General features: G+C 33.4%; 11 protein-coding genes. 2 read left to right on the forward strand and 9 right to left on the reverse strand.

The genetic code is table 11. From position 1 onward, the window contains the following. Window positions 1-25 precede the first annotated feature (25 nt). Complete coding sequence (locus tag ANASTE_RS02400) at window positions 26-1165, reverse strand: glycerate kinase family protein (RefSeq protein ID WP_007049304.1); 1140 nt, start codon at window positions 1163-1165, stop codon at window positions 26-28. A 1088-nt stretch (window positions 1166-2253) separates the two neighbouring features. Between ANASTE_RS02400 and ANASTE_RS02405 the strand changes: the two genes are divergently transcribed. Continuing rightward, the gene (locus tag ANASTE_RS02405) at window positions 2254-2541 is read left to right on the forward strand and encodes a hypothetical protein (protein ID WP_007049305.1); all 288 of its coding nucleotides are present in this window, start codon (window positions 2254-2256) and stop codon (window positions 2539-2541) included. A gap of 89 nt (window positions 2542-2630) precedes the next feature. Here ANASTE_RS02405 and feoB read toward each other — a convergent pair whose 3' ends face one another. After that, the gene (gene feoB / locus ANASTE_RS02410) at window positions 2631-4775 is read right to left on the reverse strand and encodes a ferrous iron transport protein B (RefSeq protein WP_007049306.1); all 2145 of its coding nucleotides are present in this window, start codon (window positions 4773-4775) and stop codon (window positions 2631-2633) included. Window positions 4776-4840: 65 nt separating this feature from the next. Beyond that, window positions 4841-5077 carry a FeoA family protein gene (locus ANASTE_RS02415; RefSeq protein ID WP_007049307.1) on the reverse strand — a complete coding sequence of 79 codons (237 nt, stop codon included), beginning with the start codon at window positions 5075-5077 and terminating at the stop codon, window positions 4841-4843. Window positions 5078-5958: 881 nt separating this feature from the next. On the opposite strand from ANASTE_RS02415, the gene abc-f reads away from it, so the two are divergent. Continuing rightward, entirely contained in the window at window positions 5959-7440 is a 1482-nt protein-coding gene (abc-f, locus tag ANASTE_RS02420) for a ribosomal protection-like ABC-F family protein (protein ID WP_007049309.1), read from the forward strand. Window positions 7441-7499: 59 nt separating this feature from the next. On the opposite strand, the gene ANASTE_RS02425 is transcribed toward abc-f, so the two are convergent. The 6 genes from ANASTE_RS02425 to alaS all read right to left on the reverse strand — a co-directional run bounded on the left by ANASTE_RS02425 (window position 7500) and on the right by alaS (window position 13503). Continuing rightward, window positions 7500-7859: a YlbF/YmcA family competence regulator gene (locus tag ANASTE_RS02425; protein WP_007049310.1), complete on the reverse strand. Its 360-nt coding sequence runs from the start codon at window positions 7857-7859 to the stop codon at window positions 7500-7502. An 18-nt stretch (window positions 7860-7877) separates the two neighbouring features. After that, window positions 7878-9743, reverse strand: coding sequence for a ribonuclease J (locus tag ANASTE_RS02430; protein ID WP_007049311.1), 1866 nt, complete (start codon window positions 9741-9743; stop codon window positions 7878-7880). Window positions 9744-9751: 8 nt separating this feature from the next. Continuing rightward, entirely contained in the window at window positions 9752-9997 is a 246-nt protein-coding gene (locus ANASTE_RS02435) for a DUF1292 domain-containing protein (protein WP_007049312.1), read from the reverse strand. Next, the gene (gene ruvX, locus ANASTE_RS02440) at window positions 9998-10432 is read right to left on the reverse strand and encodes a Holliday junction resolvase RuvX (protein ID WP_007049313.1); all 435 of its coding nucleotides are present in this window, start codon (window positions 10430-10432) and stop codon (window positions 9998-10000) included. Window positions 10433-10534: 102 nt separating this feature from the next. Further along, the gene (locus ANASTE_RS02445; protein ID WP_007049314.1) at window positions 10535-10804 is read right to left on the reverse strand and encodes an IreB family regulatory phosphoprotein; all 270 of its coding nucleotides are present in this window, start codon (window positions 10802-10804) and stop codon (window positions 10535-10537) included. A gap of 74 nt (window positions 10805-10878) precedes the next feature. Further along, window positions 10879-13503, reverse strand: a complete 2625-nt coding sequence (gene alaS, locus ANASTE_RS02450) for an alanine--tRNA ligase (RefSeq protein WP_007049315.1) — start codon at window positions 13501-13503, stop codon at window positions 10879-10881. Window positions 13504-13515 lie beyond the last annotated feature (12 nt).

The following is a 13515-nucleotide window of genomic DNA, read 5'->3' on the forward strand; positions in this document are numbered from 1 at the left end:
TTTATTATAAATATAAATTTAATAATTATATTGAGTTTCTATTCGCATTTATTATACGAGAAATGTTTTCACTTGCTCTTTGCAAATTGACATATCCCATCTCCAGCGCTTCTTTCAAACTTACAACCTCAGATAAAATCGGAACGACCGACGTTATTCCATTATCATAAAGAGTATTCAAATCGTCTTTTATCTTCCCTGCAAAACATATAACAGGAACATTATATTTTTTACTTATTAAACCAATACCATAAGGAGTCTTACCTAAGGAAGTTTGTCCGTCTACACACCCCTCTCCGGTAAAAACATAATCACTAGTGCTGATTTCATATTCTAAATTGTTATACTTAGATATTAAATCCACGCCTAAATTAAATTTACCATTTAAGAAGAATAAAACCGAAGCACCCATACCGCCCGCAGCACCGCTTCCTTGGATATATCTTATATCTTTTCCGAATTGTTTAAGGATTACTTTTCCGAAATGATTTAAACTATCATCTAAAAACTCAATTTCATCAAGGCTTGCACCCTTTTGCGGTCCAAACACATATGAAGCTCCGTTTTTACCTATAAGCGGGTTATTTACATCACATGCGATATTAAAAGAAGTTTCTTTTATCCTTTCATCTAAATTAGATAAATCGATCCTGCTGATATCACATATCTCTTCTGCCCCTAACTTTATTTCATTACCTACACTATTTAAAAATTTGACTCCGAGAGCACACATCATTCCTATGCCGCCATCATTGGTACCGCTGCCTCCGAGTCCGATGATTATATCTCTAAATCCTAAATCAAGAACTTTCTTAATAAGCACACCCGTACCATAAGAACTGGCTTTTAAAATATTTCTTTCTTCTTTAATAAGATAAAGCCCACAGGCAGAGGACATTTCGATTACCGCAGTTTTTTCATCTTTTAAAATACCTATAGAAGCACTTATTTTTCTGCCAAAGGGATCTACCGTATCCAAATCGATTTTTTTACCGCCGTTTCCTATAACGAAAGCATCTACGATACCTTCGCCTCCGTCCGCCATAGGTATTTTAATTATATTGGCATCACTCGATACTTTCTTTATCCCTTTTTCCATTGCACTGCATGCATAAACGGAACTCATGCTTCCTTTGAAAGAATCGGGAGCTAAAACAAACTTCATAAATATACCCTCCAAAAGATATTACATAGATAACTTATATATTTTTAATATCATTGACATTTAAATTCTTAATGTCCTATAGTATAACACAGCTCTATTTTCTATGCCTTTTATACATTATATCAAAGTTTTTATCATTAATGGATATATCTTTAAAAGAAGTCAGCAAATCCATATATTTAAAAAAATTGTTTTATAATATTTATCGTATTCAACCCCGGTTCTTCTTCGTTATGAAAACCATCAGATGAATGTTTGAATATTTTTTCCCTTATCTAAAAAATGTTCTATATTATGATTATTAGCATATTTTAATTAAGATAGCTAAAATCACATAAATTGATGTTAAGAGCGGGATAAAGAGAATTATCGTATTTAAAATCCATAATTATTATGGTACCGAAGTAAAGTGAAAATCAACAGGAACTACCAAAACAACTTATATTCTTGCTGATAGTACTGAATTTAATGTATTATGTTTAGCAAAGTGCATAGAACTGAAAAAAGTAATTATATATCCGATATGAGTTGTTATTTTGATTATTCGATTAGAAATCCAAACATAATTTCAGAGGTAAACAAAAGATAAGGATATATAGTAAGCACAATTTTATTACAAATATTTATTATTTATCCCATTTATCGTATTAAAAACCAAAATTATTCTATATTTATCTATAATATGTTTCATATATTACATAATTTAGCTTGTTTATAAATTATTTATTTAAAAATAATAAAGAATATATAACAATCATTCTTCATTAATATTTGATTAAAAATATCCGAATTTCGGGATAAATGTTTGCTTTTAACCATAATAAGTGTTATCCTAGTAAAGAATATTGTATCCCTTGAGATTTATACTTATTAAAACTTATAAAATACAATATTTTTTCCCTTCATGTAAGGTATTCATTTACCTTACATGTTTTTATTTTAAATATAAATAACTCTAAAAGGTATCAATTTTATTATTGGTACCTTTAATTATTGACCAAAAAGTAAACTTCACGATATGACATAAAATAAACATAGCTTATTATTGTATAATCAGATTTAAACAGTTCTGTGTAAAGGAGGATTATATGGACGATAAAAGGAAAAGAAGTATAATTCACAATGTAATGAATGATATAAGTAACATCATAGGGCTTAATAATTTATTGATACTTGAAGACAATAAATCCGACCAAAAGAGAATAAAGAAAAAAATAAAGTTATATTATGAATTTATATATAAGGAATGCAGACCTATCATAGATAATAAAGAAGATATAAATGAAATTTCCACTGCATTTGAAGGCGAGTATTTAAGAGTATTTAAAAAGGCTATAGAAAATAATATCTCTAACACTGAAAATTACAAAGAGTAATGTTGGATTGGCGTTTTATTTTGTAATTAACATCTAATATTTTCAGTTTTCCAAAAATAAAAAGGAATGGTTTTCCATTCCTTTTTTGTCTATATAATTATATGATAAATAAGATTTGTAAACATACAAAGTCCTATACCGCATACTGTCGGGAGAACAAATGCCAAAGCCGTCCATTTTAAGCTTTTGGTCTCGCTTTTAATGGTCATTAAAGTCGTGGCACATGGAAAATGCAACAAAGTAAATATCATTACATTGACCGCAGTTAAAATAGTCCAGCCGTTTGCTATAAGTACCTTCCCTATTTCCATAGTATTTTCTATATCCACCATAGTTCCCTTACCTAAATAACACATCAGTATTATAGGAAGCACTATTTCATTTGCGGGAAGCCCCAAAATAAACGCAGTCAGGATATAACCGTCGAGTCCCATCAGCTGAGCAAAAGGATTTAAAAATGTGGCTATATGAGTTAGTATACTTGCATTTCCTATGCCTATATTTGCCATAAGCCATATAACTATCCCCGCAGGAGCGGCAAATACCATTGCACGCCCGAGAACGTATAATGTCCTGTCAAATATCGACCTAACCAAAATCCTTCCTATCTGAGGTTTTCTGTAAGGAGGAAGCTCCAAAGTCAATGTACTTGGCATTCCCTTTAAAACAGTCTTGGATAAAAATTTGGAAATAAACAAAGTCAGTAGTATTCCAAGAATTATTACGAAAAGAACCGCTAAGGTAGATAGGATAGAATTCCCAAAACTAAATCCTACACCGCCTATAAATATGGAAGCTACCGCTATCAAAAACGGAAATCTGCCGTTACATGGAACAAAAGCGTTCGTTAAAATCGCTATTAGTCTTTCTCTCGTTGAATTTATTATCCTGCATCCGATCACTCCTGCAGCATTACAGCCAAATCCCATGCACATGGTGAGTGCCTGTTTACCCGACGCACAGGCCTTTTTAAAGTAATGGTCGAGATTGAATGCAATTCTCGGAAGATATCCGAGGTCTTCAAGAATAGTAAACAGTGGAAAGAATATTGCCATAGGAGGAAGCATAACGCTTATGACCCATGAAAGAGTATTATACATACCATCTATCAGAACTCCTTTTAAAAAGGCGGGAGCATGAAGATAATCAAACAGTGCATACAATTTATCCCCGACATAACCGAAGAAAACGGAAAGCATTTCTGAAGGATAATTTGCCCCGGTGATCGTTAGCCAAAATATCACTCCGAGGAACAATATCATCAGCGGGATACCAAAAGTCTTAGACGTTAGGATTTTATCAACTTTTCTGTCCCTGTCATTATAATCCCTTACTTCATATTCCAAAACATCTTCACATATTTCCTCATCGTTTTGAAGTATTTCTTCAACTACCCTGTCTCTAAAATTATTTTTTGTTATATTATTGGTCATCAGTTTTATTTTGACCTTTTCGACTGTAGATATTATGCTTTTATTACCAAGCAAATCTATTTCAAGATAATTTTCAAGAGATTTGAGTATTTTTTCATCACCGTCTATGAGTTTAAGTGCTATCCATCTGTGCAAATATGTATTTTTGATACTTGTCTGTTTTAATTTTTCCGTTATTTTTTCAATAGCGTCTTCTATGTGCTCGTTATATTTTATACATTTTGGATTAACTTTTATTTTATTGGTACAAACACTGTAAATAGCACTTAGTAATCTGTTTAAAGTCTTTGGACGCCTTGCGGTAACTCCTACCACAGGAACGCCCAAATACTCGCTTAACAGTTCCAGATTGATTTTTATACCTTTTTTCTTTGCTTCATCAAGCAAATTTACGCATACTATTACATTATTGGTTATTTCAAAAGTCTGAAATACCAAATTTAAATTTCTCTCCAAAGCAGTTGAGTCAACGACTATGACCGTGACGTCTGCCTGCCCGAAACATATATAATTTCTTGCTATCTCTTCTTCTTCGGAATTAGACATCAATGAATATGTACCAGGTATATCTACGAATAATAAGTCTTTGTCTTTGTATCTGCATTTTCCTACAGCATTGCTAACGGTCTTACCGGGCCAGTTTCCTGTGTGCTGGTGCATTCCCGTAAGAGCATTAAAGACAGTGGATTTACCTACATTCGGATTTCCAGCAAGACCTATCGTGAAATCGCAGCCTATGGCCTTTTCAAAAACATCTGCTTCCAAAACCTTAGCTCCGGTTGAGCTTGAAGTGAGCCCCATAATTTCCTCCCTTTTACATTATTTAATATCATAATATGTAAAAAGCAAAAAATATGTTACAAGAATTATACTTCAAATACCTCTATTTTATCAGCATCTTCTTTTCTGAATGCTATTATACTTCCTCTTATTTCGTATGCTCTGGGGTCTCCCAAAGGGCTTATGAGCACAGGTTTGATTTTGGTACCTTTTACTACACCCAAATCTAAAAATCGTCTTCTGTCGTCTCCCTCACAATTAATATCCAGAACTTTACCTAAATTTCCTATTTCAACTTTACTTAGTACCTTTCGTTTTTCCATTTTGCCCTCCTAGTACTTTCCATTACTATAGTATGAAACATTACTTTTTTTCGTTACAATTCAAGGGGAGCTACCCCTTTCACCCTTTATAAGGGACTCTGTCCCTTAAGAACCCTGCGAATATTTTTCCGAAGCAAAAAATATTCGATAAAATGCTTTCACTCAATCGCCGTGACGGCTCTTAACGCAGTCAAATTTTCTAAAAATCTCTGCCCGAGATTTTTGAAATGACCGCTACCCCTACCCTTTTATACAAAAATTATATCGTTTATTAAAATTAATAGCCTTTATTAGATAATATACATGTGAATGACTTAGTACGTTTAATATCCCTTTAATCAAAGCTTTTAAGCACCGCACCCAGCGGGGTCAATTCCATTATGTGACTATTAAAATACTTCGAAGAAAGCTTACTAAAATTTACTAAAGTAAATTTTAAATGTGTTAAACTCAATTAATAACACGAGAAGATTTGCATCATCAATATTTTCGAGTCGAACAAGCAAAATATGGCATGTTGTAAGGTGGAAATCCTACAGAAGCTATTTAAGGGAAAAAGCCCCTTAATTGTTTGTTTCTTTAAAAAGAAAACTTATAGTTGACAAAAAGTAGCAATAATGATATATTCACTTTAGAAATAAAAAAGATTGGAGATGAAAGGATGTTTAATTTTTCTTGCTAGTAAAAAAGAAAACATACAAAATAATTTTATTATTGATATCTTTATTTTCGTATGTAAAAAGCAAGAAAATCATATATTCTTTCAAATCTATTAGTCGCATATAAAATATAGGTATGATATATTTATTAAATGCCTACCTGCTATTAGACCGCAAGAATCGATTTTCTTGCGGTTTTATTGATTTAAAGGAGGTAAATATATGTCACTTATAAATATAAATAATCTAACTTTCGCTTATGAAGGCACTTATGAAAATATATTCGAAAATGTAAACTTAAATATAGATTCTTCATGGAAATTAGGACTTATAGGAAGAAACGGAAGAGGAAAAACCACTCTCTTAAATCTGCTTTTAGGTAAGTATGAATATAAAGGAACAATAAACACAAAGGTAAATTTCGAATATTTTCCCTTTGAAATAAATGATTTAAATAAACTTACAATAGAAATAGTCGAAGATATAAACCCTAACTATGAATACTGGCAGATAGCAAAGGAACTTAATTTACTCAGCGTAGATGAAGAAGTTTTATACAGACCGTTTTATACTTTAAGTAATGGTGAGAGAATAAAGATAATGCTAGCTTCATTGTTTACAAAGGAAAACAGCTTTTTACTGATCGATGAACCCACAAACCACTTGGATATGGAAGCAAGAGAAAAGCTTACCGAATATCTAAATTCCAAAAGCGGTTTTATTCTCGTATCTCACGACAGAACACTCTTGGATAACTCTGTAGACCACATAATATCCATAAATAAAAATAAGATAGATTTACAAAAAGGAAACTTTTCTTCTTATTTTACAAATAAAGAAAGAGAAGATAAATTTGAACTTACACAAAACGAAAAACTAAAAAGTGAGATATCAGAGCTTACAGAGGCCTCAAAAAGAACAACGGGTTGGTCTAATGAAGTTGAAAAAACAAAATATAATAAAAGAAACTCGGGGCTTAGACCGGACAGAGGGTTTATCGGTCATAAATCCGCAAAGATGATGCAAAGAGCAAAAGCTATAGAAAAAAGGAGAAATGCTTCAATAGAAGAAAAATCAAAGCTTCTTAAAAATATAGAGAAACAAGAAGATTTAAAAATAGTGGGAAGTGAATATCATACAAAGCTTCTTTTAAGACTTAATCATTTAAATATATATTATGATGATAAAGAAGCGGTTCATGATGTTACTTTTAATATAAATAAAGGCGACAGAGTTATCTTAAAAGGTAAAAACGGTTCCGGTAAATCAAGTATCCTAAAACTGATTTTAGGTAAGGATATAAAATACTCGGGAGACTTATATAAAGGAAGCAGCTTAAAAATATCTTACATTTCTCAGGATACATCTTTTTTAAAGGGCACTTTCAAAGACTTCTGTTTCGATAATGGGATTGATGAAACGATTTTTAAGACAAATCTTAGGAAATTAGATTTTGAAAGGTCGGAATTTGAAAAGAATTTGGAAGATTTAAGCTCCGGACAGAAGAAAAAGATCCTTATAGCAAAGAGTCTTACAGAGAGAGCAAATCTTTATATATGGGATGAACCGCTGAATTTCATAGATGTGTTTTCAAGGATTCAGATTGAAGAAGTTATCTTAAAGTACAAACCTACCATGATCATAGTTGAACACGACAAGGCTTTTATTGATAAGGTCGGAAGTAAGGTGGTTGAACTGGATTAAATAAAATAACCATTTAATATGAATTAAAAAAAGCAGTAAGCATAGCTTACTGCTTTTGATTATTTACCTACCAATTCATTCAAGAACGCAAGCCCGGTATCACTTGCTTCCGCAACCGTCTTTTGGATATCTTCCATCAACCTTGCGAAATACATCTGAGCTTCCATGAATTCTTTGATATCGGTTATGTTCGAGATAGTGCTGTAAAGTACATTGAATTCTTCCACTCTTTTTTCATCCGGCTGTTCGCCTTTCATCTGAGCAAGATAGAACTCATATTGAAAATCCATAAAATTCTTTATCATCTTTTTATGTTCTTCATTTTGGTCTACTTTTACGGCAGCATCCTTATACCTTTTGAATTCATCGCTTTCTTTGATTGCTTTTGCTAAATCATTAGCTTTGTCATAAACATTCATTATAATTCCTCCTATAAATTAATCTATTTTAACATACATAAGTATAGGTAAAATCATAGGTCTACGCTTAGTATTATCATATAAATACTTTTCAAGTTCGTATTTCATATCAGCTTTAATGCTGTTATAGTCAAATAATCTGTCTTTATACTTATTTAATACTTTCTTAGCAATGTCTTTAGCACCGTTTAAAAGCTCTTCGCTTTCTCGCATATACACAAATCCACGAGATACAATACCCGGACCGCTCACTACTCTCTCTTTTGTAAGAGAAACAACTACGACGAAAAGACCGTCTTCGCTTAGTTTCTTTCTGTCTTTTAGGACGATATTACCGACGTCTCCGATACCCAGACCGTCAATCATTATTAGTCCGTTTGGAGCTTCTCCGTTTACCTTAGCTTTATCGCCTATTTCAAGTATATCCCCGTTTTTCATAACGAAAATATTTTCTTCTTTCATACCAAGTTCCATAGCTAAATCTTTATGCTTAGAAAGCATTTTGTATTCACCGTGGGCAGGCATGAAATATTTAGGTTTGATAATGGAATGCATCAATTTTAATTCTTCTTTTTGAGCATGTCCGGAAACGTGTATACCTTCTGCACCTTGATATACCACATCAGCGCCAAGCTCAAATAAATTATTGATTACATCCGCAACTGTTTTTTCATTACCCGGTATAGGTGTAGCGGAGATTATTACATAATCTTCGTTTGTGATTTTAAACTGTCTGTGTTCACCGTTAGCCATCCTGCTAAGTGCAGCCATAGGCTCTCCCTGTGAACCCGTGGTTAAAATCACTACCTGTTCGGGAGCATAATTATCTACATCATTAAGTTCTATCATTATATTATCGTTGAATTTAAGATACTTAAGTTCTTTTGCAACTCCGATAACATTGACCATACTTCTTCCGCTTATCGCTACTTTTCTTTTGAATTTTTTAGCAGCATCGAATACCTGCTGAACTCTATGAACATTTGTAGCAAAAGTAGCAAGGATTATCCTCTTATTTGCACCTTCTTTAAAAAGTGTATTAAAAGTCTTCCCTACGCTTGCTTCAGATTTTGCATGTCCTTCTCTTTCCGCATTGGTACTGTCGGCGATAAGCAGATCCACACCTTCCGCACCTATTGCAGCCATCCTTTGAAGGTCTATCTGTTGATTATCTACGGGAGTATAATCTACTTTGAAGTCCCCTGTGTGGAAAACCGTTCCGCAGTTTGATTTTATATAAAGTGCACAGCTGTCAGGTATTGAATGGTTTGAAGTTACAAATTCAACACTGAATCCTTTTATCTTAACGATATGACCTTGTTTAACTATATGAAGCTTGGCACTTTCGTCAAGCCCATGTTCTGTAAGCTTCCTTTTCAGTAAACCTATTGTAAGCTTTGTACCGTAGATAGGGATATTGATTTGTTTTAATAAATACGGAATAGCTCCTATATGGTCTTCATGACCATGTGTTATGAACAGACCTCTTATTTTATGTCTGTTTTCGATAAGATAAGTAAATTCAGGTATTACTATATCGATACCGTACATATCTTCATCGGGGAATTTAAGACCGCAGTCAACGATCACTATATCGTCTTCGGTTTCAAAAACCGTAAGGTTCTTGCCGATTTCTCCAAGTCCCCCCAATGGAATGACTTTTAACTTTTTAGCCGGCTGATTATTGTTTGTCTTCTTATTATCATCTTTTTTAACCGGTCTTGATGTTCTTCTCTGGTTAGTATTTCTTCTTGTTCTGGACTTAGTTTCTTTATTAGTGTTAGTTTCTTTTTTTTGTTTCGGAAGCAATGGTTTTTCTTCCGTTTCTATTTGTTTTACATTTGTTAAAGGTGTTGCTTCAAAATTATTTTTTCTAAATGCCATTTTTTACCTTACTCGCTGTAGTAAAACTCACTAACTCTATTAAATTCATCCTCGTCCGTAACTTCTTTAACCACTAAATTGTCTTCATCTTCTTCTTCGATAATGAATAGATACGCATCCTCATCATTATCTTCTTCATATAAAACTAAATATGACTTATCTTCAAATTCAAATTCATCTTCCACTAAAAAAGAAATTTCTTCCCCTTCTTCGTTCTTTAGAACGATCACATCAACTTGTTGTTCTTCACTCATTTAAAAACCTCCTAAATTATTATTATAATCAAGATATGATGATAAAATAATCTGTGCAGCCATCATATCAATTACTTCTCTTTTTTTTCTCCAGTTGACTCCGCCGGCTTCCAAAGCTCTCTCTGCTTCTTTTGTAGAAAGCCTTTCATCCCAGAGTTCAACGGGAATATCTATTTTTTCTTTTAAAATATCACAAAATTCTTCGGTTACTAAGGCTCTTGTGCCTCTCTCTCCGCTTAAATTCAAAGGATGACCCAAGATAACAAGTCCTGTGTCATATTCTTTTATGTATTTTTTTATTTTTTCAATGTCTTCTTCTATGTTCTTGGTCCTCTTTATTACGCATATGCCCTGAGCCGTAATATGCAGTGCATCGCTTACGGCAACGCCTATACGGCTGTCTCCGTAATCAAGAGCTAATATTCTTTTCTTCAACAATTTCTCCTTATTTTTATAAATAGCAACTAAAACCTACTTATGTTTTAAATAAGTAGGTTTTAGTATAAAAATTTTCAGTTTTATTTAAACGTACTTTTACTATTCACAATCCATTAAATACTTACACAAAACGAGTTCCAAGATTTCATCTCTCTCGATTTGTCTTATAAGCTTTCTCGCATCTTTATAAGAGGTAATATATGTTGGGTCCCCACTCATTATATAACCTACTAATTGATTGACAGGATTGTATCCTTTTTCTTCCAATGCCGCTTTCACTTTTTTAATAGTTTCTTCAATCAGTTTCGAACGATCGTTATCCACGCTAAACTGCATTGTATAATTACTATTACTGTTACTTGTTCCCATAATATCACCTACCTATAATAAATTTTACATTATAAATTATAATTATTCAAGTTTTTTATTGTTTTCTTAACAATTTATAATCTTTCTTTAATAAATCCTTTTGCGTTTTCCAACGCCATATCCGCTTTTGAAATGTCTTTTATCCCTGCCTGAGCCATATCGGGTCTGCCGCCGCCGCCGCTTCCGATACTTACCGCAACGTCTTTGATGAATTTACCGCAGTTAAATCCGTCTTTGACCGCTTCTTTACTTGCGGAAGCGATCATAAAGCCCTTTTCTCCAGCTACACTTACCAAGAACACGATCACGTTTTCGACCTTATCTTTTACTTTATCACTAAGTTCTCTAAGATCATTCACATTAAGACCGTCTACTTTTGCAAATACACATTTTGTTCCATTTACATCAAAAGCATTATCTATAATTCCCGAAACAACATCTTTGTTTGCTTCTTTTCTGAATGCTTCAAGTTCTTTTAATAAAGATTTGTTCTTATTTAGTAGTTCATCTACTTTTTCTATTATATTATTATTATTTAGTCTTAATTTGTCTTTTATTGTCTGAAGCTCATGATATTTTTCCAAACTTTCTTCTATGGCACATTTTCCGGTTATGGCTTCTATCCTTCTTACTCCGCTGGCAACGGAACTTTCGGAAAGTATTTTAAACATGCTTATATCATTTGTATTATTTACATGACAGCCTCCGCATAGCTCGATGGAATAATCCCCCATTTTTACTACTCTGACATTACTTCCGTACTTTTCTCCGAATAAAGCCGTAGCACCGAGCTTTCTTGCTTCATCTATACTTGTTTCAAAGTAATTTACTTCATCTTTATTTAAGATTTCGGCATTTACTCTTTTTTCGATTTCATCAAGTTCTTCATTAGTAACTTTTTCAAAGTGAGAAAAGTCAAATCTAAGTCTTTCGCTGTCTACATAAGAACCCGCCTGATTTACATGTTCGCCCAACACTTCTTTGAGGGCTTTATGAAGAAGATGAGTTGCAGAGTGGTTTCTCTCGGTATTGAGTCTGTTTTGTTTATCTACCGTCATACTGTACTCTTTATCTGCTTCAAGACTTCCTGAAATGATTTCCACTTCATGAACGAATTTATCTCCGCTCTTTGTTACACTTTTGACTTTTGCGTTTACTTTATCATCCTCTATCTTGCCAATATCGTGAACCTGTCCGCCGCTTGTAGCGTAAAACGGTGTCCTGTTAAATATTACAAGACCGATTTCACCTTCGTTTAAGATATCTATAGCTTCATTATCTTTAATAATCTCGATTACCTTACCTTTATCTGAAAGGCTTTCATATCCGCTGAATTCGGTGCTTGGAAGATTTGCTATAAAGTTTGTAAGATCACCTTTATAGCTGACGATTTCTTTATTGTTCCTTGCACTTCTGGCTTTGTCTTTTTGCTCCTGCATCGCCTTTTCAAAACCATTTTTATCTACTTTAAGACCTTTTTCTTCAAGTATCTCTTCCGTTAGTTCAAGAGGAAAACCATAAGTATCATATAATTTGAAAGCATCCAAACCACCTAAAGTATCTCCCTTTAGATTTGCGATAAGTTCGTCAATCATGCTTAAACCCTGATTGACTGTTTCATTAAACTTTTCTTCTTCTATATTTATAAGTTTAAGTATAGTGGTTTCTTTTTCTCTTAAAGCAGGATAAGCTTCTCCGGAAATTTCTATTACCTTTTTGGCAACGCCTTCCATAAAATGACCTTCGATACCGAGGAGTTTTCCGTGTCTCATTGCTCTTCTTAAAATCCTTTTAAGGACATATCCTCTTCCTTCATTGGAGGTTAAGATACCGTCACTCGCCATGAATACACTACTTCTGATATGGTCGGTGATAACTCTTATCGAAACATCGTCATTTTCGTTTACACCATATTTCTTACCTGATATTTCGCATATATAATCAAGGATATATCTGATAGTATCGACTTCAAAGATATTATCCACTTCCTGAACGTATGCGGCAAGTCTTTCAAGTCCCATACCCGTATCGATATTCGGATGTTCAAGCTTATTGTAATTACCTTCTTTATCCTTATCGAACTGAGTGAACACAAGGTTCCAAACTTCCATATATCTGTCACAGTCACAGCCTACACCGCATGTAGGGCGGTCACAGCCATATTCTTCTCCCCTGTCTACATATATCTCACTGCAAGGTCCGCATGGTCCCAGACCAATTTCCCAAAAGTTATCTTCTTTACCTAGTCTGGTTATCCTATTATCTGTGAGACCTATATCATTCTTCCAGATTTCAGCGGCTTCATCATCATTTTCATAAACCGAAACATAAAGCTTGTCCTTATCTAAACCGATTTTTTCAGTTAAAAACTCCCATGCAAAAGCTATGGCTTCTTTTTTAAAATAGTCCCCGAATGAAAAATTACCGAGCATTTCAAAGAACGTACCATGTCTGGCAGTTTTACCTACATTGTCTATATCAGGTGTTCTTATACACTTTTGACATGTAGTTACCCTTTTTTTCGGAGGAACTTCTTCACCTATAAAATATGGTTTTAAAGGAGCCATTCCCGAATTTATAAGAAGCAAGCTTTTATCGTTATGAGGTACCAAAGAAAAGCTTTCAAGTCTTAAATGTCCTTTGCTTTCATAGAATTCCAAAAACATTTTTCTAAGTTCGTTTAATGAATATTTTTCCATACATTTCTCCCA

It is taken from the genome of Anaerofustis stercorihominis DSM 17244 (genome assembly GCF_000154825.1).
Taxonomy (GTDB): domain Bacteria; phylum Bacillota; class Clostridia; order Eubacteriales; family Anaerofustaceae; genus Anaerofustis; species Anaerofustis stercorihominis.

What these genes read in the sequence shown, in the direction of transcription:
- ANASTE_RS02400 (WP_007049304.1), bottom strand. Translation starts at nt 1,165, where the DNA reads ATGAAGTTTGTTTTAGCTCCCGATTCTTTCAAAGGAAGCATGAGTTCC.
- ANASTE_RS02405 (WP_007049305.1), top strand. Translation starts at nt 2,254, where the DNA reads ATGGACGATAAAAGGAAAAGAAGTATAATTCACAATGTAATGAATGAT.
- feoB (WP_007049306.1), bottom strand. Translation starts at nt 4,775, where the DNA reads ATGGGGCTCACTTCAAGCTCAACCGGAGCTAAGGTTTTGGAAGCAGAT.
- ANASTE_RS02415 (WP_007049307.1), bottom strand. Translation starts at nt 5,077, where the DNA reads ATGGAAAAACGAAAGGTACTAAGTAAAGTTGAAATAGGAAATTTAGGT.
- abc-f (WP_007049309.1), top strand. Translation starts at nt 5,959, where the DNA reads ATGTCACTTATAAATATAAATAATCTAACTTTCGCTTATGAAGGCACT.
- ANASTE_RS02425 (WP_007049310.1), bottom strand. Translation starts at nt 7,859, where the DNA reads ATGAATGTTTATGACAAAGCTAATGATTTAGCAAAAGCAATCAAAGAA.
- ANASTE_RS02430 (WP_007049311.1), bottom strand. Translation starts at nt 9,743, where the DNA reads ATGGCATTTAGAAAAAATAATTTTGAAGCAACACCTTTAACAAATGTA.
- ANASTE_RS02435 (WP_007049312.1), bottom strand. Translation starts at nt 9,997, where the DNA reads ATGAGTGAAGAACAACAAGTTGATGTGATCGTTCTAAAGAACGAAGAA.
- ANASTE_RS02445 (WP_007049314.1), bottom strand. Translation starts at nt 10,804, where the DNA reads ATGGGAACAAGTAACAGTAATAGTAATTATACAATGCAGTTTAGCGTG.
- alaS (WP_007049315.1), bottom strand. Translation starts at nt 13,503, where the DNA reads ATGGAAAAATATTCATTAAACGAACTTAGAAAAATGTTTTTGGAATTC.